Source organism: Rhabdochromatium marinum (genome assembly GCF_016583795.1).
In the GTDB taxonomy this organism is placed as follows: Bacteria; Pseudomonadota; Gammaproteobacteria; order Chromatiales; family Chromatiaceae; genus Rhabdochromatium; species Rhabdochromatium marinum.
On the sequence record NZ_NRRS01000018.1, the window covers coordinates 40,952 to 61,212 of the forward strand.

16 protein-coding genes are annotated in these 20,261 nt (G+C 60.3%); 15 read left to right on the plus strand and 1 reads right to left on the minus strand.

The window, feature by feature from the left end; all coding sequences use genetic code 11:
• The first annotated feature begins 1 nt into the window (after position 1).
• From mraY to lpxC, 11 genes are all read left to right on the plus strand, one after another.
• A complete protein-coding gene (gene mraY / locus CKO36_RS07815) occupies positions 2-1,084 on the plus strand; it encodes a phospho-N-acetylmuramoyl-pentapeptide-transferase (RefSeq protein ID WP_200282971.1) in 1,083 nt (360 codons plus the stop codon).
• Positions 1,081-2,505 (plus strand): UDP-N-acetylmuramoyl-L-alanine--D-glutamate ligase, encoded by a 1,425-nt coding sequence (gene murD / locus CKO36_RS07820; protein ID WP_200282973.1) that lies wholly within the window; start codon positions 1,081-1,083, stop codon positions 2,503-2,505. The genes mraY and murD overlap by 4 nt, the downstream gene beginning before the upstream one ends.
• Positions 2,502-3,761, plus strand: coding sequence for a putative lipid II flippase FtsW (ftsW, locus tag CKO36_RS07825; RefSeq protein ID WP_200282974.1), 1,260 nt, complete (start codon positions 2,502-2,504; stop codon positions 3,759-3,761). Before murD ends, ftsW begins: the two co-directional genes overlap by 4 nt.
• Positions 3,746-4,825, plus strand: a complete 1,080-nt coding sequence (murG, locus tag CKO36_RS07830) for an undecaprenyldiphospho-muramoylpentapeptide beta-N-acetylglucosaminyltransferase (RefSeq protein ID WP_200282976.1) — start codon at positions 3,746-3,748, stop codon at positions 4,823-4,825. The genes ftsW and murG overlap by 16 nt, the downstream gene beginning before the upstream one ends.
• The gene (gene murC, locus CKO36_RS07835; RefSeq protein ID WP_242469457.1) at positions 4,822-6,273 is read left to right on the plus strand and encodes a UDP-N-acetylmuramate--L-alanine ligase; all 1,452 of its coding nucleotides are present in this window, start codon (positions 4,822-4,824) and stop codon (positions 6,271-6,273) included. The genes murG and murC overlap by 4 nt, the downstream gene beginning before the upstream one ends.
• Positions 6,270-7,178 (plus strand): UDP-N-acetylmuramate dehydrogenase, encoded by a 909-nt coding sequence (murB, locus tag CKO36_RS07840; protein WP_200282978.1) that lies wholly within the window; start codon positions 6,270-6,272, stop codon positions 7,176-7,178. The genes murC and murB overlap by 4 nt, the downstream gene beginning before the upstream one ends.
• Positions 7,175-8,131: a D-alanine--D-alanine ligase gene (locus tag CKO36_RS07845; protein WP_200282980.1), complete on the plus strand. Its 957-nt coding sequence runs from the start codon at positions 7,175-7,177 to the stop codon at positions 8,129-8,131. The genes murB and CKO36_RS07845 overlap by 4 nt, the downstream gene beginning before the upstream one ends.
• The gene (locus tag CKO36_RS07850; protein WP_200282982.1) at positions 8,095-8,937 is read left to right on the plus strand and encodes a cell division protein FtsQ/DivIB; all 843 of its coding nucleotides are present in this window, start codon (positions 8,095-8,097) and stop codon (positions 8,935-8,937) included. The genes CKO36_RS07845 and CKO36_RS07850 overlap by 37 nt, the downstream gene beginning before the upstream one ends.
• Positions 8,938-8,949: 12 nt before the next feature.
• Positions 8,950-10,179, plus strand: coding sequence for a cell division protein FtsA (gene ftsA / locus CKO36_RS07855; RefSeq protein ID WP_200282985.1), 1,230 nt, complete (start codon positions 8,950-8,952; stop codon positions 10,177-10,179).
• Positions 10,180-10,264: 85 nt separating this feature from the next.
• On the plus strand, positions 10,265-11,437 hold the full coding sequence (gene ftsZ, locus CKO36_RS07860) for a cell division protein FtsZ (protein WP_200282988.1): 1,173 nt from the start codon (positions 10,265-10,267) through the stop codon (positions 11,435-11,437).
• 464 nt (positions 11,438-11,901) lie between these two features.
• Entirely contained in the window at positions 11,902-12,813 is a 912-nt protein-coding gene (gene lpxC / locus CKO36_RS07865) for a UDP-3-O-acyl-N-acetylglucosamine deacetylase (protein WP_200282991.1), read from the plus strand.
• A 57-nt stretch (positions 12,814-12,870) separates the two neighbouring features.
• Here the strand turns inward: lpxC and CKO36_RS07870 are convergent, their stop codons facing one another.
• Positions 12,871-13,428, minus strand: a complete 558-nt coding sequence (locus CKO36_RS07870; RefSeq protein WP_200282994.1) for a DciA family protein — start codon at positions 13,426-13,428, stop codon at positions 12,871-12,873.
• 349 nt (positions 13,429-13,777) lie between these two features.
• On the opposite strand from CKO36_RS07870, the gene CKO36_RS07875 reads away from it, so the two are divergent.
• From CKO36_RS07875 to CKO36_RS07890, 4 genes are all read left to right on the plus strand, one after another.
• Complete coding sequence (locus CKO36_RS07875) at positions 13,778-14,698, plus strand: M23 family metallopeptidase (protein WP_200282997.1); 921 nt, start codon at positions 13,778-13,780, stop codon at positions 14,696-14,698.
• A gap of 155 nt (positions 14,699-14,853) precedes the next feature.
• Complete coding sequence (gene secA, locus CKO36_RS07880; protein WP_200283014.1) at positions 14,854-17,697, plus strand: preprotein translocase subunit SecA; 2,844 nt, start codon at positions 14,854-14,856, stop codon at positions 17,695-17,697.
• Positions 17,698-17,710: 13 nt separating this feature from the next.
• Positions 17,711-18,910, plus strand: coding sequence for a bifunctional glutamate N-acetyltransferase/amino-acid acetyltransferase ArgJ (argJ, locus tag CKO36_RS07885; RefSeq protein WP_200283017.1), 1,200 nt, complete (start codon positions 17,711-17,713; stop codon positions 18,908-18,910).
• Between the two features lie 55 nt (positions 18,911-18,965).
• Positions 18,966-19,991, plus strand: a complete 1,026-nt coding sequence (locus CKO36_RS07890) for a Nudix family hydrolase (protein WP_242469458.1) — start codon at positions 18,966-18,968, stop codon at positions 19,989-19,991.
• The last annotated feature ends 270 nt before the right edge of the window (positions 19,992-20,261 follow it).

Genomic DNA, 20,261 nt, shown 5'->3' on the forward strand with positions numbered 1-20,261 from the left:
CATGCTGTTGTTGTTAACCGACTGGCTAACGCAGTTTTATTCCGGGTTTGCGGTGTTTCGCTACCTGACCCTGCGCGGCATTCTGGGCGTGCTGACGGCGCTGATGATCGCGCTGCTGGTGGGGCGTCCGCTGATTCGCTGGCTGAGCAGCTACAAGGTCGGGCAGGTGGTGCGCGACGACGGGCCCAGCAGCCATTTATCCAAGGCCGGTACTCCGACCATGGGGGGCACCCTGATTCTGGTGGCCATCGCCGTCAGTACTCTGTTGTGGGCAGACCTGTCCAATCGCTTTGTGTGGGTGATCTTGCTGACGACCCTGGCCTTTGGCGTCATCGGCTTTATTGATGACTACCGCAAGCTGGTATTGCGCGACTCGCGGGGACTGCCCGCGCGCTACAAGTATCTGCTCCAGACCATCTTCGGGTTGACGGCCGCAGGCTATCTTTATGTCACAGCAGCCACACCACATGAAACCGAGCTGTTGCTTCCCTACCTTAAGGAAGTCTCCATTCAACTCGGGCCGCTGTTTATTCCCTTTGCTTATCTGGTCATCGTCGGCACCAGCAATGCGGTGAATCTGACCGATGGCCTGGATGGACTGGCGGTGCTGCCAGCCGTGCTGGTGGCCGGTGGGCTGGGCATTATGGTTTATGCCGCTGGTCACGCCGAGATTTCAAACTATCTGAAGATTCCTTATATTCCCGCCGTCGGTGAGGTGGTAATTGTCTGCGGCGCCCTGGTCGGCTCCGGGTTAGGCTTTCTGTGGTTTAACACCTATCCGGCGCAGGTCTTCATGGGCGATGTCGGCGCCTTGGCGCTGGGCGCGGCCCTGGGCACCATTGCCGTGGTTGCCAATCAGGAATTGGTGCTCTTTATTATGGGGGGCATCTTTGTATTGGAGACCCTGTCGGTGATCCTGCAAGTGGCGTCCTTTAAGCTGACCGGGAAACGCCTGTTTCGCATGGCGCCGCTGCATCATCACTACGAACTCAAAGGCTGGCCAGAGCCACGGGTGATCGTGCGCTTTTGGATTATTACCGTCATTCTGGTACTGATTGGGCTGGCGAGCTTGAAGATCCGATGACGTCACAACCCCCCATGATTGCTGCATTGCCCCAACTGGCGGGCGCCCGGGTTCTGGTGATCGGCCTGGGGCTCACCGGGCTGTCATGCATCCGTTATCTGCGCAACCTCGGATGTCAGGTGATGGTCATGGATACCCGTGAGCAACCACCGGGAGCCGCCGCGCTGCGCCGGGAGTTTCCCGAGGTCGCCATGAGGCTCGGCGGCTGGAACTGCGCGACCCTGGCTGCGGCAGATCAAATCCTGCTCAGCCCTGGCGTGGCACTGGCAGAGCTGATGAGGACACTTGAGCAATGCCCCCAGGCCAACCCCCGGATTCCGGTCTGTGGTGATATCGAGCTTTTCGCCCAAGCCGTGTCAGCGCCGGTGCTGGCTATCACCGGCTCTAATGGTAAGAGCACGGTCACCGAGCTGCTCGGCCAGATGGCACGACGCGCTGGCGTCAAGGTCGCCGTCGGCGGCAACCTGGGGCCACCGGCTCTGGATCTCCTGGCCCCGGATGTGGAGCTCTACATTCTCGAACTCTCCAGTTTCCAGCTTGAAACCACCGCCTCTCTGCGCCCGCGAGCCGCCGCGTTGCTGAATCTGTCGGCGGATCATCTGGATCGCTACACCGATGTTGGCGCCTATGCCCAGGCCAAGCAGCGGATTTTCGCGGACGCCCAGGCAGCGGTGATCAACCGCGATGATCCGGTCGCACGCGAGCTGGCCGCTGGTGTGGCCGAGGTGGTGAGTTTCGGGCTTGGTCAGCCGGATGAGACCGCAAAACAGGACTGGGGCCTGCTTCCCGCCGCTGAGGGCGCCGGTGCCTGGATTGGGCGCGGTACCACCGCACTGATACCGGTCAGTGAAATGCGCCTACTCGGCGCACATAATCTCGCCAATGCCCTGGCCGCGCTGGCACTGGCTGATCTCTACGGGCTGGCGCTGGCGCCCATGCGCGCCACCCTGGGCGAGTTTTGCGGTTTGGCACATCGCTGTGCACCTGTGGCGGAGATCGAGGGCGTGCGCTGGATTGACGATTCCAAAGGCACCAACCCAGGAGCAACCATCGCCGCCATTGAAGGCATCGCGCGCAGCCAGACCGGCGCTGGAGCCTCAGGGGCTGGCAAAATTGTGCTAATCGCTGGTGGCGAGGGCAAGGGTGCGGATTTTTCCTCACTCGCTCCCACACTCGCACAGCATGTGCGGGCACTGGTGCTGATCGGTCGCGATGCGCACCTGATGGCCGCCATCGCCCCGGCCACAGTGTTCACCGAGCGGGCCATGGATATGCCAGCGGCGGTGACGCGCGCCGCCGAGCTGGCGCAGCCGGGCGATGTCGTGCTGCTGTCCCCCGCTTGTGCCAGCTTCGATATGTTTGATGACTACCGCCAGCGCGGACGCGTCTTTGCCGAGGCGGTAATGAGGATGGCTGCATGAGCACGCATAATCCCACGACCACCGCCGGCACCTCGCTGGTCGCGCTGGAGCAGGAACTGCGCCAGCCGCGCATGCCGCGCAGTCGGCATCAGCGCATTGGAGCCATACCAGCGCCGGTTGACTACCCCCTGGCGCTGGCTGTGGCCTGCTTGCTTGGCTTGGGCGTGGTGATGGTGGCCTCGGCCTCAATGCCGATTGGCGCCCAGGCCCCGCATTACCAGCCGCTGTTTTATCTGTATCGGCATCTGCTGGCGCTGGCACTCGGGGTGGCGGGCGGACTGGCCTGCTGGCTACTGCCGATCAGCTTCTGGTCGCGCTCCGGATTCTGGCTGCTGCTGGGCAGCATTGGGCTGCTGATTTTGGTGTTAATGCCGGGAATTGGCTACAGCGTCAACGGCGCCACACGCTGGATTCGCCTGCTGGGCTTTAATCTCCAGCCCTCGGAAATGGCCAAGCTGGCCGCCGTGATCTATTTGGCAGGCTATCTGGTGCGTCGCCCCCTGACCGGGGCAACCGGCACCTATGATGTCCTGCATCCCCTGCTGCTGATCGGCCTCGCCGGGGCTCTGGTCATGGCGCAGCCGGATTTCGGCACCGCAGCCGTGCTCCTGGCCACCATGCTCGGGCTGCTGTTTCTCGCCGGTGCGCCCCTGGTGCATTTTCTGGTGCTGATTGCCCTGGTACTGGCGGCCCTGGTGGCCCTGATTCTGTTTGAGCCCTACCGGCTGGAGCGGGTGACTTCCTTTTTGAATCCATTTGCCGATCCGTTCAATTCCGGCTATCAGCTGACCCAAGCGCTGATTGCTTTTGGTCGCGGGGAGTGGCTGGGCGTCGGGCTCGGCAATGGGATTCAAAAACAGTATTTCCTGCCCGAGGCACACACGGATTTTCTACTGGCGGTGATTGGCGAGGAACTGGGCTTTGTTGGTGTTGCGGCTGTCATCAGCCTGCTGGCCTTCGTCTGTTGGCGCGCGCTGAAGATCGGCGCGCGTGCCCACAGCATGGGGGAGGACTTCCTGTCCTATGTCGCCTATGGCATTGGTTTGCTGATCGGGCTGCAAACCTTCGTTAATGCCGGCGTCAACACCGGCTTGCTGCCAACCAAGGGACTCACATTGCCCTTTATCAGCTATGGCAATAATTCCATCCTGATCGCAACCATGAGCGCAGCGCTCTTGTTGCGCTGTGACGCCGAGCTGCGGCGCAAAACCCGGAAACCCAGAACGGGCGGAGGTATGCGATGGCGGCGCGGATAGCCGTAATGGCCGGTGGCACCGGCGGTCATGTGTTCCCGGCCCTGGCGGTGGCACAGCAGCTGCGCGAGCGCGGTGCCGAGCCCTTTTGGATGGGCACCCGGGCGGGCCTGGAGGCGCGCCTGGTGCCGGCGCACGACTTCGAGATCGAATGGCTGCAAGTACAGGGGGTCCGTGGCAAAGGCGTGAAAACCCTGCTGCGGGCGCCCTGGCAACTGGGCATTGCCTTGCGCGAAGCCGCTGCCGTGCTGCGCCGCCGCGCCCCAGATGTGGTGCTGGGCATGGGTGGCTTTGTCTCCGGCCCCGGTGGACTCATGGCCTGGCGGCAGGGGCGGGCTTTGGTAATTCAGGAGCAAAACAGCATCCCCGGCATGACCAATCAATGGCTGGCCCGGGTCGCGGATCGAGTGTTTGAAGGCTTTCCCGGCAGCTTTCCACCAGCGCGCGCGGCCATGACCAGCGGCAACCCGGTGCGCGCGAGCATCAGCGCCCTGGCATCACCAGCTGAGCGACTGGCGGGACGCTCCGGTCAGGTGCGACTGCTGGTGCTGGGCGGTTCCCTGGGCGCGCGGGCGCTGAACCTGATGGTTCCGCAGGCCCTAGCGCAGCTGCCCCAGACGCAGCGCCCCGAGGTGCGGCATCAGGCCGGCGAGCGCACACTGGCGCTGGCGCAAACCGCCTATCGGGAAGCCGGAGTCACGGCCGATATCCAGCCCTTTGTCGAGGATATGGCGGCGGCCTATGCCTGGGCGGATGTGCTCATCTGCCGGGCCGGCGCCCTGACCGTGGCCGAAGTCGCTGCCGCCGGCATACCGGCTATCTTCGTGCCCTTCCCCTATGCCGTTGATGATCATCAGGTTGGCAATGCCGAGCATCTGGTCAAGGCAGGCGCCGCCCATATGATTCTGGAATCCGCCCTGACCCCAGCCACCCTGCTGGCCCGGCTGGAGCCACTGCTGAGCAATACCGCCCAGCGCCTGATGATGGCCCAAGCGGCCCGAGCGCAAGCCAGGCCCGAAGCCGCCGCACAGATTGCCACAACCTGCCTGGAGTTGGCTGAAAGATGAACCAAGCCTGTCCACTGCAATTGGTACAGACGCACAGCGCCGCTAGCATGGGGCGCATCCGTCGCCTGCATTTCGTCGGCATCGGCGGTGCTGGGATGAGCGGCATTGCCGAGCTGATGCTCAACCTGGGCTATCAGGTGCAAGGCTCGGATCGGCGCGCCGGTGCTGTGACCGAGCGCCTGGAGCGCCTGGGCGCCGAGGTGTTCATCGGTCACCGCGCCGAGCAGGTGTTTGGCGTGGATGCCGTGGTGGTCTCGACCGCCATCAGCACTGAAAACCCAGAACTCGAAACCGCGCGCGCGGCGCGTATCCCCATTGTCCGCCGCGCCGAAATGCTGGCTGAGCTGATGCGCTTCTATTACGGCGTCGCGGTGGCGGGCACCCATGGCAAGACCACCACCACCAGCCTGATTGCCAGCATTCTCGGCGAAGCAGAGCTGGATCCGACCTTCGTGATTGGCGGCCTGCTCAACAGCGCCGGCAGCCATGCGCGCCTGGGCAGCAGCAAATTCCTTATCGCCGAGGCCGATGAAAGCGATGCCTCCTTCCTGCTGTTGCAGCCGATGATGGCAGTGGTCACCAACATCGATGCTGATCACATGACCACCTATGGCAACGATTTTGCCCGCCTGAGCGCGACCTTTGTCGAATTTCTGCATCACCTGCCGTTTTACGGGCTCGCCGTTCTGTGTGCAGATGATCCACAGATCGCGAACATCCAGGCGCAGGTGGCACGGCCAGTACGCACCTATGGCACCGGGAGCAAGGCAGATCTGCGCGCCCTCAATATCCAGCATCAGGCCGGGCGCATGCATTTTCTCGTGCAGGATCGTGACTCAGGTCTCGAATTGCCGATTGAACTTAATCTGCCAGGCCAGCACAATGTTCTCAACGCTTTGGCCGCCATTACTGTGGCGCTTGAGCATCAGGTACCGCCGACGGCGATTCAATCCGCCTTGGCGCGCTTCCAGGGCATTGGGCGACGCTTTGTTGTTAAGGACTTGCATACGACCACCGACCAGGCCATCACACTGATTGATGATTATGGTCATCACCCGCGCGAACTGGCGGCAACTCTGAGCGCCACGCGCCAGGGCTGGCCGGGGCGACGCTTGGTACTGATCTTTCAGCCGCATCGCTACACCCGCACTCAGGAGCAATTCGATGACTTTGTGCAAGTGCTGTCCGAGGTTGATGTCTTACTGCTGTGCGAGGTGTATCCGGCCGGCGAACAACCGCTGCCGGGTGCCGATGGGCGCAGCCTGAGCCGCTCGATTCGTGCCCGCGGGCAGGTTGATCCGGTGTTCGTGCCGGATCTCGACGAAGTGCCCGAGCGGCTGGCGCATCTGCTCAACGACGGTGACATGGTGCTGATCAGTGGCGCCGGTGATATTGGCACCCTGGCGGCGCGCCTGACACGCGACTGGTCGCAGGAGCAGGCCGCATGAGTTTGTACGACAGCACTGAGTCCCCACCCTGGCGCGGAGAACTCAGATGCAACGAACCCCTGGCCCGACACAACAGTTGGCGTGTCGGAGGGCCGGCCGCGCGCCTGTATCGACCGACGGATGCCGAGGATCTGGCCGTCTTTTTGCGCCAGCTCGACCCTCGCGAACCGCTGGAATGGATTGGACTTGGCAGCAATCTGCTGGTGGCGGATGCCGGTTTTGCCGGCACCCTGATTCAAACCCAGGGCTGTCTAACTGGGCTGCGCTGCCTGGAGGACGGTGCGCTGCATGCCGAAGCCGGTGTCGCCAGTGCCAAAGCGGCGCGCTGTGCCGTGCACCATGGATTGAGCGGACTTGAATTTCTCGCCGGAATTCCCGGCACCATCGGCGGAGCGCTGGCCATGAACGCCGGCGCCTGGGGCGCAGAAATTTGGGATTTTGTCACTGAAGTGACCACTATTGATCGCTACGGAGCCACCCATGAACGTCAACCGGGGGATTTTCAGGTCGGATATCGTTCGGTGCAGGGGCCGCCGGGTGAATGGTTTCTGGCTGTTCAATTGCATCTGACCACCGGCGATCCTGCTGTGGGTGCGGCGCGGATCAGGGATCTGTTGGCGCGGCGTTCAGCGACCCAACCGATTGGCCAGGCCAGTTGCGGATCGGTGTTTCGCAATCCACCGGGCGATCATGCGGCACGCCTGATTGATGCTGCAGGTCTCAAGGGGCTGCAAATCGGTGGTGCCATGGTATCGGACCAGCACGCCAACTTTATTATCAATCGCGGCGCTGCCAGTGCCGCAGATATTCATGCCCTCATCAAGCGGGTGGCGGATGTGGTTGAACAGACCTATGACATTCGGCTGATTCCCGAAGTACGGTGCATTGGAGGAGAACCGCAATGACCCCTCAGGAAGCTGCTGCCTTCGGCAAGGTCGCCGTCCTCATGGGCGGGCGCTCGGCGGAACGGTCGATCTCCCTTAAAAGTGGTGAGGCGGTGCTGGCAGCCCTGCACGAACTGGGTGTGGATGCGCATGCCCTGGACCCGGCCGATCAACAGGTACTGACGCAGCTGGAACACGGCAGCTTTGACCGCGCCTTTATTATTCTGCACGGTCGGGGTGGCGAGGATGGCCAGATTCAGGGGGCGCTCGATACGCTGGGTCTGCCCTATACTGGATCAGGCGTGCTCGGTTCAGCCATCAGCATGGACAAGGTCCGCACCAAGCGCATCTGGGCCGGCAGCGGTCTGCCGACGGCGGACTTTGCCGTCGTGCGTGAGGCGGGCGATCTGGAAGCGGCCGCCGCGCTCGGTTTTCCCTTGATGATCAAGCCAGCGCGTGAAGGCTCCAGTCTGGGCATGGCACGCGCCGATTCGCGTGCCGAACTGGCGAGCGCCTGTGAGGCGGCCGCCGCTTACGATGCCGAGGTGGTTGTTGAAACCTGGCTGACCGGTGCCGAGTACACCTGCGCCATCGTCGCTGGCGAAACCCTGCCGCTGATTCGCCTTGAAACGCCCAATGTTTTCTATGATTTTCAAGCGAAATATCAAACCGATACCACTCGTTATCACTGCCCCTGCGGCTTGCCCGCCGCACTTGAGGCGGACTATCGCCAGCTGTGCTGGCGTGCGTTCGAGGCCGTCGGCGCCAGCGGCTGGGGACGGGTGGATTTTATGCTCGATGCGGCCGGTCAGCCACGACTGCTAGAAGTCAATACCGTACCCGGCATGACCGATCACAGCTTGGTGCCTATGGCCGCCGCCGTGCAGGGGCTGGATTTTCAAGCGCTGGTGGCACGGGTATTACAAACGAGTAAACCATGGCCAATCCCGCCGACCGCAACTACTACAGCCTGATCGCCGCCGGTCTCAATCGCGATACCCCCAAACGCCCCCTAGTCATGGGGGTAACGACCGAAGTGCTGCTGATGCGCCTGTTTATGGCGCTGCTGCTGTTCGTGGTGCTAGCCGCGGGCCTGTGGCTGGCAGTTGAATGGGAGCCGCGGATTCTGCCTATCCGCGCGGTCCGGGTCGATGGGGAAATCCGCAGCCTCTCGCGCCAGGCGCTGCAAGAGCAGGTGGCGAATCATCTGACCGGCGGCATTCTGTCGCAGAATTTGGATGACCTGCGCGAGCAGGTCGAGGCTCTGCCCTGGGTGCACAGCGCCAGCTTGAAGCGTGTATGGCCAGATCGACTGATGCTTGCGGTCAGCGAACATGAAGCCATCGCCCGCTGGGGTGATGATGGTCTGGTCACCCGCGAAGGCCTAGTGTTCCACCCGCGTGATCGACGAGTGCCGGCCGGGTTGCCGCGCCTGTCAGGACCGGATGCACAGGCGCCCGCAGTGGTTGAGCGACTGCAGCGCTGGCAGATGCGCCTGGCTGACCTCGGACTCCTGATCGATGCGCTGAGCTGTGACCGGCGCGGCGACTGGACGCTGGAACTGCTGGGCGGCCCCGTGCTGCACTTTGGTACCGAACAACTTGAGCAGCGCTTTGCCCGCCTGCTTGCAGCCTTTCCGCGCATTGAATCCGTGGCCCTGCCGCAACGGATCGATCTGCGTTATAGCAATGGTCTCGCGGTGCTGTGGGGCACCGACAGGGATAGCGAGTTTCAGGCGCGAGGCAAGAAGCGCATGGCCGCCGTCAACGAACAGCGATAGAGCCTAGGAATTATGTCGAGACGCAAAGAAAATCTCGTGGTTGGCCTGGATATTGGCACCTCGAAAGTGGTTGCCTTGGTCGGTGAAGTCAAAACCGATGACAGCATTGAGATTGTCGGCCTGGGAACCCATCCATCCCGCGGCCTGAAAAAGGGTGTGGTGGTGGATATTGAGTCCACGGTACAAGCGATACAGCGTGCCATCGAAGAGGCCGAGCTGATGGCTGGCTGCGAGATCAACTCGGTGAACGCCGGCATTTCCGGCAGTCATATCGGGAGTCGCAACTCCGATGGGGTCACAGCCATCAAGGAGCATGAAGTCGGACAGGGTGATATTGATCGAGTGATCGATGCCGCGCGCGCGGTGCCAATTCCCGCCGATCAGAAAATTCTCCACATCCTGCCGCAGGAATTTCTGATTGATAATCAGGAGGGCATTCGCGAGCCGGTGGGTATGTGCGGCGTGCGGCTGGAAGCGCGTGTACATATTATCACTGGAGCCGTCAGTGCTGCGCAGAATATTGTCAAGTGCATCCGCCGTTGCGGGCTAGATGTGGATGATCTGGTGCTCGATCAACTGAGTTCCAGCTATTCGGTGTTGACCGAAGACGAAAAAGAACTCGGCGTTTGCCTGATCGATATCGGCGGCGGCACCACCGATCTGGCAGTCTTTACCGATGGCGCCATTCGTCACACGGCCGTGGTACCCATTGCCGGGGATCAGGTCACCAATGATATCGCGGTGGCGCTTCGCACACCGATTCATCATGCCGAATCCATCAAAATCAACTATGGCCGTGTCCAGAGCGAAGCCGCAGGAGGTGATAGTATCGAGGTACCAAGTATTGGTGATCGTCCTGCGCGTCAACTCTCACGCCACACCCTGACCAACGTGGTGGAGCCGCGCTACGAGGAGTTGCTCGGTTTGCTGCAAGGCGAATTACGCCATAGCGGCTTTGAGGATCTGGTGCCGGGTGGCGTGGTACTGACCGGCGGCAGCGCCAAGATGAAAGGCCTGGTCGAACTAGCCGAGTCAGTGTTTCAGATGCCGGTGCGCATCGGAGTGCCACAATATTTCACCGGACTCGAGGAACGTCTGAAGGATCCGGTCTATTCCACCGGGATCGGGCTTCTGATCTACGCCAAGCAACACAGATTCGAGACCCATCCTGAGTATCACGAAGCTCATGGCGTCGGTGCAGTCTGGCACAAATTTCGCTCCTGGTTGAGTGGCGATTTCTAGAATTTTTTTGTCGCTGGAGCCGTCGCTTTAAAGACAAGATACTTTAATGAACCATCTTAAATTTTCACGCAAAGAGAGAACTGCTATGCCTTTTGAATTAATAGACGACCAAGCTCAAACCGCAGTCATCCGAGTCATCGGGATTGGCGGTGGTGGCGGCAATGCCATCAATCACATGGTGGCGTCTGATATCGAAGGCGTCGAATTCATCTGCGCCAACACCGATGCCCAAGCACTGGAAAACTCCAATGTAAAAACCATCCTGCAACTCGGCACCGATATTACCAAGGGATTGGGCGCCGGCGCCGATCCGGCGGTGGGACGCACGGCCGCTGAAGAGGATCGTGACCGTATCAAAGACGCCCTCGAAGGCGCTGACATGGTATTCATCACCGCTGGCATGGGCGGCGGTACCGGCACTGGAGCCGCCCCTGTGGTAGCACAGATTGCGCGTGAACTGGGCATTCTGACCGTAGCCGTGGTCACCAAACCCTTCCCCTTCGAAGGCGCCAAGCGCCGCAAGGTGGCAGATCAGGGTATTGAGGAGCTGGCCAAGTCTGTGGATTCGCTAATCACCATCCCGAACGAAAAACTCCTCGCCGTGTTGGGCCGGGAAATGACCCTGCTCAACGCCTTTAGTGCCGCCAATGATGTGTTGCGCAACGCCACCCAGGGCATTGCCGAACTCATCACCCGCCCGGGACTTATCAATGTTGACTTTGCTGACGTCAAGACGGTCATGACGGAAATGGGCGTGGCCATGATGGGCACCGGAGCGGCCAGTGGTGATGAGCGCGCGCGCGAAGCGGCGGAAGCCGCCATTAACAGCCCCTTGCTGGAGGATATTGATCTGTCCGGCGCGCGCGGCATTCTAGTCAACATCACCGCTGGCAGCTCACTGACAATCGGCGAATTCACCGAAGTCGGCGATACCGTGCGGGATTTCGCCGATGATGATGCAACTGTGGTTGTGGGTACAGTTATCGACACCAGCATGGACAAAGAGATGCGCGTGACCGTGGTGGCCACCGGACTGGGTGCGCGTGCCGCCGCCGCGCGGGCGGAGCAGCCGAAGATGCGCCTGGTTTCCAATGAACGCGATCGCGCCACACCACCGGATTATCGCGACATGGATCAGCCAGCCTTCATTCGCAACAAACGCGCAGCCGCCAATGCCGCCGCCAGCGAGCAGGGATCGGCTGCCGCCGATCTGGATTACCTCGACATTCCCGCCTTTCTGCGACGTCAAGCGGACTAGTCGGACCAGCAGGTTTGAGCGCAACCTGCAGTTAACCATAGCGGCCCGCCATCCGGGGGGTCGGTCAGCGAAGTTGCACGCATGACCGACCCTTTCATTTGCAATCAAGCTGTCCACAAATACTGTAATTCCCGCCTGGCCAGCCAGCAGCGGAGTGGATGTTTATGTGCTTTTAAGTAACCATCCAATAGCCAACCCGGTTCCAAGTGGCACGCCACAGCCACTTGCTATAGGCATGCAAGCGGCTGAAATTCTAAGATTTTCCTAAAGAGCGCTTGATTCTTCTTCGGGAAAACCCTAATATGCCACTGGTATAAAATCAAGGGATGCGGGTGTTCATCCGGTCTTGCGGATTCGGTTTCGTAAGCGACTGATCGGCAGCCCGCTGGCTCGATTCGTCCTATATCAGCAAGCAATTGGCGACACCACAGGGACCGCCGCAGCAAACGGAGAACCTTAGAGTAATGATCCGGCAGCGAACACTTAAGAATGTCATCCGCGCCACAGGCGTCGGCTTGCATACCGGCGAGAAAGTCTTTCTCACTCTGTCTCCAGCCGCTCCGGACACCGGCATCCTATTCTGCCGCGATGACCTGCCCGAGCCTGTTGAGATCAAGGCGTCTCCGGCCAATGTCGGCGATACCCGCTTATCGACCACCCTAGTGCGCGATGGCGTGCGCATCTCAACGGTGGAACATCTGCTAGCAGCCTTTGCCGGGCTGGGCATTGATAATGCCTATGTGCGCGTCAGTGCCCCAGAAGTTCCCATCATGGACGGCAGTGCCGGCCCCTTTGTCTTTCTGATTCAATCCGCCGGCATTGAGGAGCAATCGCGCCCCAAGCGCTTTATTCGCATCAAGCGACGCATTCGCGTCGAAGACGGTGATAAATTCGCCCAGTTTGACCCATTCAACGGCTTCAAGGTTTCCTTCAACATTGATTTTGATCATCCGGCGTTTGCATCACGCGAGCAATCGGCCAGCATTAATTTTTCTACAACCTCTTTTGTGAAAGAAATCAGTCGCGCACGAACCTTCGGTTTTTTGCGTGATATTGAAGCCCTGCGTCAGCAAAATTTGGCACTTGGCGGCACCATGGACAATGCTGTCGTGGTTGATGATTACCGGGTGCTGAATGAAGAAGGGCTGCGCTACGAAAACGAATTTGTCAAACATAAAATGCTGGATGCCATTGGCGACCTGTACCTGCTAGGCTATTCGCTGATTGGTGCCTTCCATGGCTATAAGTCCGGTCACGCAATCAATAACCAATTATTATGTGCGCTGCTGGCCAATCAGGATGCCTGGGAAGAAGTTACTTTTGACGATACGAAAAAGTTGCCCATCAGTTACGCACAACCCGTTCCTGCCGTCTGAGGAAGCAAGCGCTGTTGCAACGGGAAGAGTTTCCTTTTGCCGCCTGATCGGCTAACCTTACTTTGAATCAGGAATTTCCTCCTCTGGGGATGTTGATATCCCATCAGCGTTAGTCACCATGCCGGCACCCGACGACGAACCCGTCTCCAGTGTGCGACGCTGATGGTTAGCAATGCGCTGAAAGCAGGCCGCAAGACGTGTATCAGGCATGCTTTGGGCCGCCTGTTCGAGATGCGCAGCAGTTGCCGCTGAAATGCGCGCGGCATTGCGCTGCCCTTGTGGCGGCCCCTGAGTTGAGGATCGAACACTTAACAGCGGTGGAGAAACGCGTACCTGACACTTTTTGAGCACAAAACCGCGTTGACCCATCACATGTGGAAGCTCTTGAGTGCAGAGCCGAAGTTTTGCTGCCCACACTGGGGAATCGGCGAACAAGAGTAGGCACTTGTTCTTAATGCTGGCCTGGGAGCAATGATCGCGAACGTCCTGCGGCAGCAGCGGCTTGACGGTTTTGAGCAGTTTTTCGCGCTCGGTGAGTTCACGCAGCAGCTTATCAAGGATCTGTTGGCGTGGCAGTTTGGCAAGACTTTTGGCTGGTGTGAGTTTCTTTAGCATGGAGCACCTCTTTGCATAGCCACATCGTCTGCCCGGATATTGACAGTAGAGAAATCAGCATGCAGTGATCGACACTTGGCATTGACTTGGAAGCTGAGCCGCCACTGGCGTGTAACAGCCGCCACCTCCGCCGTCAAAAGATCAAATTCAGACACCGAGATTCCGTCCTGTCGTAATTCTGACGTTTTGCAGTGGATCTACCAGACAAGACAGGATTCCGGAAGAAACACCAGGAACGTCAGTGGCCTTGGGAACCGCAAAGGCACCGAGGCCCCCTGAACACAATAAGCCAAACACCTCCCTTTAATTGATACACTTTTGTTGTATGAACCCCATTTCAGGAGAACGTATGCGTCGACGTCACCATTTTGCCGCCGAGCAAGGTTTCAGCTCTGTTGTGCTGCTGAGTATTATGCTTACCAGCCTGATGGCTGGTGGCTTTGGTTACTGGCTGGGCAAATATCGCCTCAGCGATCCGGTTTCAGAGCACCAGCACCTGGCACTCGCCCGCAACCTTGAAAGCTCGCAGCTCGAACTTGAACAAAAACGGCGCCAGATTCAAGCGCACATTGATACCATCGCCATACGAGTGGCGGAAGTGCAGGCTGAGGTGCTGCGCGTCAATGCCCTGGGCCAGCGCCTAGTCAAGATGGCAGGTTTAAGCAGCGACGAGTTCGACTTTGAAAACCCAGCTGCCGCTGGGGGACCGGATTACTACAAGGACGCACCAAACCGCGTATCCGAGGTGGCCCAGGATCTGGCCAAGGTACTGGCGGCCCTGGATGACCGCAAGCGCAAGCTCGGACTGCTGGAAACCCTGATTATGGAGCGCGATCTGGTACGGCACAGCATGCCTGAGGGCTGGCCGCTGCGCTCGGGTGGAGTCATTACTTCCGGCTTTGGCTACCGTCGCCATCCCATCACCGGGCGGCGCAGTCTGCACAATGGCATCGACATCGCCGCCAAATCAGGCTCTCCCATTGTGGCCATGGCTGATGGTCTGGTGGTGTTTTCCGGTCGCAAGCAAGGCTATGGGAACATTGTCGAAATTCGCCACGGCAATGGTCTGGAAACCTGGTACGCACACAACAAGCGCAACCTGGTCAAGGAAGGCGATCTAGTCAAACGCGGTCAGCAAATCGCGGCCCTGGGTTCCACCGGGCGCTCCACTGGACCCCATGTGCATTTCGAGGTGCGCAAGCATGGCAAGCCGGTGAATCCGAAAGCCTATCTGAATCCGCGCGGCTCGGCACAAATCGCCCACTTATAAAGCCGCCGCTGGCTGCGTTATCGCCGCCCTTCCCACTCGCTTCACTCTGCCGCCCGCCGTTGTAACCCAAGCTTTAAGCGCCGTCGTGCCATAGCGGCCGGCGTGCGCTTGGCGCTATACTGCTTGTAATTTTGTGCCTCCGTTGAGAATCACCTATGGGGATGAATATTTTTAAGAAGATTTTTGGCAGTCGTAATGAGCGTCTGGTGAAGCGGCTGCTGAAAACCACTGAGCAGATAACCGCGCTGGAGCCGGAGCTAGCGGCCCTAACCGACGAGGCGCTGCGCGGCAAAACCGCCGATTTCCGTGCGCGTCTGGCCGCCGGGGCCATGCTGGATGATTTGCTGCCGGAGACCTTCGCGGTGGTGCGTGAGGCCGCCAAGCGGGTGCTCGGCATGCGCCACTTTGATGTACAGCTGGTCGGCGGCATGGTGCTGCACTCCGGTAAGATCGCCGAAATGCGCACCGGCGAGGGCAAAACCCTGGTTGCCACCCTGGCCACCTATTTGAATGCTCTGCCTGGCAAGGGCGTGCATGTGATCACCGTCAATGACTACCTCGCTCGCCGCGACGCGGCCTGGATGGGACAGGTGTATCACTTCCTCGGGCTGCGGATCGGCGTGGTGAACTCCTCCGGCGGCATGGGGCCGGATGCCGCCTCCTACCTCTATGATCCGGCGCATGATCCCGCCCAGCAGACCGGCGAGGCGGCCGGCTTTCGGCATCTGCGCCCGGTCACTCGACGTGAAACCTATCATGCCGACATCACCTACGGCACCAATAACGAGTTCGGCTTCGACTACCTGCGCGACAACATGGCCTTCACACCCGAGCAGCGGGTGCAACGTGATCCCTTCTATGCCGTGATCGACGAGGTCGATTCCATCCTGATTGATGAGGCGCGCACGCCGCTGATCATCTCTGGTCCATCCGAGGGCAATGTCGAACTCTATGTGCAGATCGACCAGATCGTGCCCAAGCTGGAACGCCAAGAACCCATCACCAATGAAGAAGGCCAACCCGACTTCGGCCCTGGTGATTATTCAGTCGATGAAAAAGCCCGTCAGGTCTATCTGAGCGAGGACGGTCATCAGAAAGTCGAGGACATGCTCACCGAGATGGGGCTGCTCGGCGAGGGCCAGAGCCTCTATGATGCCGCCAACATCGCGCTGATGCACCATGTTTACGCAGCCCTGCGTGCCCATGCCCTGTTTCAGAAAAACGTCGATTACATTGTCCGCGATGGGCAGATTATTATCGTCGATGAGTTTACCGGCCGCACCATGCCGGGGCGGCGCTGGTCCGAGGGACTGCATCAGGCGGTTGAGGCCAAGGAGCGAGTCAGCATCCAGCAGGAAAACCAGACGCTGGCCTCCATCACCTTCCAGAATCTGTTTCGGCTCTATCCCAAACTGGCCGGCATGACCGGCACGGCGGATACTGAAGCCTATGAATTTCAACAAATTTATGGGCTAGAGGTCGTCGTCATCCCCACCAACATGCCGATGATTCGCGCCGATCATGGCGATCTGGTCTATCTGGGGCCGGATGACAAGTACCAGGCGATCATTGACGACATCAAGGACTGTGTCGAGCGTGGTCAGCCGGTACTGGTCGGCACCGCCTCGATTGAGACCTCGGAGCTGGTGTCCAAGCTCTTGAATCAAGAGAAAATCCCCCACGAGGTGTTGAACGCCAAGCAGCATGAGCGTGAGGCCGGCATCGTCGCCCGCGCGGGCGAACCGGGCGCGGTGACCATTGCCACCAACATGGCCGGTCGCGGCACCGACATTGTGCTTGGCGGTAACCTGGATGCCGAACTCGAACAGGCCCAGGACGCCACACAAGCCGAGCGCGAACGCATCCAGAGCGACTGGAAAGCGCGCCATCAGCGCGTCATTGAGGCCGGCGGTCTGCATGTCATTGGCACCGAGCGTCATGAATCACGGCGCATCGACAACCAGTTGCGCGGGCGTTCCGGGCGACAGGGCGATCCGGGCTCCAGTCGCTTCTATCTGTCACTGCAAGACAACCTGATGCGCATCTTCGCCTCCGATCGGGTGGCGAACATGATGCAAAAGCTCGGCATGCAGGGCGGCGAAGCCATTGAGCACCCTTGGGTGACCAAGGCGATTGAAAACGCCCAGCGCAAGGTTGAGGGACGCAACTTCGATATTCGCAAGCAGCTGCTGGAATATGATGACGTGGCCAACGATCAGCGTAAGGTCATCTATCAGCAGCGCCGCGAACTGATGGACGCCACCGACATCTCCGAGACCATCGCTATGATGCGTAAGGATGTGCTCGGTCGCTTGATCGGCCAGCACATTCCCCCGCAAAGCCTGGAAGAGCAATGGGATGTGCCCGGGCTGAGCCAGGCGCTGATCGACGAATTCGGCGGCGACTGGCCCATCCAACACTGGCTCGATCAAGACCCAGAGCTGCACGAGGAAAGCCTGAGCCAGCGCATTCACGACGAGCTGACCGCGCGCTATCAGGACAAAGAGCGCCAGACCGGGGCCGAGAATCTGCGTCAGGTCGAAAAGGCGGTGATGCTGCAAACGCTCGACACCCAATGGAAGGAGCATCTGGCGCAAATGGACTACCTGCGCCAGGGCATCCATCTGCGCGGCTATGCACAGAAAAACCCCAAGCAGGAGTATAAGCGCGAAGCCTTCGAGATGTTCTCGACCCTGCTCGACAGCATCAAACAGGATGTAATCCGCACCCTGGCACGCATGCAGGTGCAGATGCCCCCAGAACTGGCCAGTCCGGCCGAGCGCGAACGCGCCTTCGAGTTCAAGCACGAAAGCTTTGACGGCCTTGATAAGTCCGAGGGTGCGTCGGCAGCGCCGGCACCCAACCAGAGCCGATCCGGCACAGACGCCGAGGGCAGCCAGCAACCCTTCATGCGCTCTGAGCGCAAGGTCGGGCGCAATGAGCCCTGCCCCTGTGGTTCCGGCAAGAAGTATAAGCAATGTCATGGCAAGCTTGGCTGAACCCACGCCGATCATGAATAACCCACAGATTGACGGTGTGCGGCTAGCCAGCACCGCCGCTGGCGTGCGTTACCCGAATCGCCAGGATCTGGTGCTCATCGAACTGGCAGCAGAGACGCAATGCGCCGGTGTCTTTACCCGCAATGCCTTTTGTGCCGCACCGGTGGTGCTGGCCAAAACGCATCTGACCTCGGGGCCGGGGCAGGTGCGTTACTGGCTGATCAATTCCGGCAATGCCAACGCCGGTACCGGAGCCGCCGGACTGGCGGCGGCGCGTCAGTGCTGTCAGGCCGTGGCACAAGCCGGTGGTGTAACCGAGACCGAGGTACTGCCCTTCTCGACCGGAATCATCGGCGAAGACCTACCGGTTGAACGCATTACCGCCGCCCTGCCCCAGCTTTTTGCCACGCTGGATGGCGCGGGTTGGACGGGCGCCGCGCGCGCCATCATGACCACCGACACCCAGCCCAAGGTGGCATCGCGCCGCATCAGCCTTGGTCAACAGAACGCCACGCTGGTCGGCATGGCCAAGGGGGCGGGCATGATCTGTCCCAACATGGCAACCATGCTCGCCTTCATCGCCACCGATGCCGCCGTGACGCCGCCGTTTCTGCAGGCGGCCTTAACGCAGGCGGTGGCGGGTTCTTTCAATGCCATCAGCGTGGATGGAGACACCTCCACCAATGACGCCTGCATGCTCGCCGCCACCGGGCAGCTGGGCAATGCGCCCCTGGAACCCAGCTCAACGCACGCCCAGACCTTTCAGCAGGCGCTTAATGAACTCTGCCTGGAACTGGCCACCGCCATTGTGCGCGATGCTGAGGGTGCCACCAAGCTGGTGCGCATTGAGGTCAGCGAAGCCCGCTCGACGCAGGAAGCACGCGCGGTCGCAGCCACCATTGCCCACTCACCCCTGGTCAAGACCGCGCTCTTTGCCGGCGATCCCAACTGGGGGCGCATTTTGGCTGCCGTGGGGCGCGCTGAGGTGCCTGAGCTGTCCATTGATCAGGTCAGTCTGTGGCTGGATGAGGTTTGCATTGTCTCAAGCGGCGGACGTGATCCGGCCTATCGTGAGGCCGAAGGCGCGCGGGTAATGGCTCAGGATGCCTTTAGCATTGGCGTGCGACTAGGACGCGGTTCGGCACACAGCAGCATACTAACCTGTGATCTGTCCTACGACTATGTGCGCATCAATGCCGAATATCGCAGCTGATCACCACCGATCCTGGCGCTAGCCGGTAGCCGCAATGGCAACGGCACCAAGGGACATGGCACGCATTCATGTCGTCGCTGGCGTCCTGAGCGATGCCGAGGGACGCGTGCTCATCGCCCAGCGCCCGACTCAGGCGCATCAGGGCGGATACTGGGAATTTCCAGGCGGAAAACGCGAACCGGAGGAATCTCCGCTAGCGGCACTGAAGCGGGAACTGCACGAAGAACTGGGCATTGAGGTCGTCAGCAGCCGACCGCTGATTCAAATCGAGCACGACTATGGCGACCGCCGCATTCTGCTGGATGTGCATCGGGTGCTGCGCTATCAGGGCCGACCACAAGGCTGTGAAGGGCAACCACTGGCCTGGCGTGCGGCCACGGCGCTGCAACCGGAGGACTTCCCGCCCGCTGATCAACCGGTAATCCGCGCGTTGCAGCTGCCGCCGCTGAGTCTGATTACTCCCGAGGGGGCACCGGACCCAACCAATCCGACCCAGAAGCAGGCCAGTACCGCCTTTCTGGCCAGTTTGGAGCAGGCCCTCACGGCCGGTTCCATGATGGATTCCACAATCAATCCCACTGGGACTTCCCCATTGGTGCAGCTGCGCGCGCACCACCTCAGCGATCTAGCCTTTGTCGCCCTGGCACAGGCTGTGGCACAAGCATGCCACAAGCATGGCGCACTCCTGGTGCTGAACCGCACGCCGGACTCAATACCCGCCTCCCTGGCCGCTGAAGTCCAGGGCTTCCATCTGACGGCGGCACAGTTGCATAACCGCACAGCCGCCCCCCAAGCGCAAGCCCGGACCGGCTTGCTCGGTGCATCCTGTCATCACGCGGCTGATCTGGCACGCGCCGCCGCCTTAAAGCTTGATTATGTGTTCTTATCACCCGTGCAGGCCACCCGCAGTCACCCAAACGCCCGCCCGCTGGGATGGAAAGAATTTGCCCGCCTGACGCAATCTGCACAGCAACCCGTTTATGCCCTCGGGGGCCTAACGCCGCAGGATGTACCCCAGGCCTGGGCGCAGGGCGCTCAAGGAATCGCAACCATTCGCGGGCTATGGGGCCTTAGCGCCTGACAATCTCCCCGACCGGCATGCTGATATTCGCGGCACTCGCTCTGATCATTGACGATCGGGATTGATCGCGGGTGTTTTATCATTGACGCGCACTGCTCATTGCAGTGGCGCATTGGCATTTGCGATCACCGGGGTGGCCGCTTAGGGCCTGTCACAAAATAAGTGTCTCACTTTGAGGGCTGCTGCTATGCTTATGGCATGGTCAATGGCGACACACTAAAACGGCGGTTTGAGCTTCTTGAACCGGTTCTTGATGAACGGTTGCGTCGG

What these genes read in the sequence shown, in the direction of transcription:
- ftsA (WP_200282985.1), top strand. Translation starts at nt 8,950, where the DNA reads ATGTCGAGACGCAAAGAAAATCTCGTGGTTGGCCTGGATATTGGCACC.
- ftsZ (WP_200282988.1), top strand. Translation starts at nt 10,265, where the DNA reads ATGCCTTTTGAATTAATAGACGACCAAGCTCAAACCGCAGTCATCCGA.
- CKO36_RS07870 (WP_200282994.1), bottom strand. Translation starts at nt 13,428, where the DNA reads ATGCTAAAGAAACTCACACCAGCCAAAAGTCTTGCCAAACTGCCACGC.
- lpxC (WP_200282991.1), top strand. Translation starts at nt 11,902, where the DNA reads ATGATCCGGCAGCGAACACTTAAGAATGTCATCCGCGCCACAGGCGTC.
- ftsW (WP_200282974.1), top strand. Translation starts at nt 2,502, where the DNA reads ATGAGCACGCATAATCCCACGACCACCGCCGGCACCTCGCTGGTCGCG.
- murD (WP_200282973.1), top strand. Translation starts at nt 1,081, where the DNA reads ATGACGTCACAACCCCCCATGATTGCTGCATTGCCCCAACTGGCGGGC.
- CKO36_RS07890 (WP_242469458.1), top strand. Translation starts at nt 18,966, where the DNA reads ATGGCACGCATTCATGTCGTCGCTGGCGTCCTGAGCGATGCCGAGGGA.
- secA (WP_200283014.1), top strand. Translation starts at nt 14,854, where the DNA reads ATGGGGATGAATATTTTTAAGAAGATTTTTGGCAGTCGTAATGAGCGT.
- mraY (WP_200282971.1), top strand. Translation starts at nt 2, where the DNA reads ATGCTGTTGTTGTTAACCGACTGGCTAACGCAGTTTTATTCCGGGTTT.
- CKO36_RS07845 (WP_200282980.1), top strand. Translation starts at nt 7,175, where the DNA reads ATGACCCCTCAGGAAGCTGCTGCCTTCGGCAAGGTCGCCGTCCTCATG.
- CKO36_RS07850 (WP_200282982.1), top strand. Translation starts at nt 8,095, where the DNA reads ATGGCCAATCCCGCCGACCGCAACTACTACAGCCTGATCGCCGCCGGT.
- argJ (WP_200283017.1), top strand. Translation starts at nt 17,711, where the DNA reads ATGAATAACCCACAGATTGACGGTGTGCGGCTAGCCAGCACCGCCGCT.
- murG (WP_200282976.1), top strand. Translation starts at nt 3,746, where the DNA reads ATGGCGGCGCGGATAGCCGTAATGGCCGGTGGCACCGGCGGTCATGTG.
- murC (WP_242469457.1), top strand. Translation starts at nt 4,822, where the DNA reads ATGAACCAAGCCTGTCCACTGCAATTGGTACAGACGCACAGCGCCGCT.
- murB (WP_200282978.1), top strand. Translation starts at nt 6,270, where the DNA reads ATGAGTTTGTACGACAGCACTGAGTCCCCACCCTGGCGCGGAGAACTC.
- CKO36_RS07875 (WP_200282997.1), top strand. Translation starts at nt 13,778, where the DNA reads ATGCGTCGACGTCACCATTTTGCCGCCGAGCAAGGTTTCAGCTCTGTT.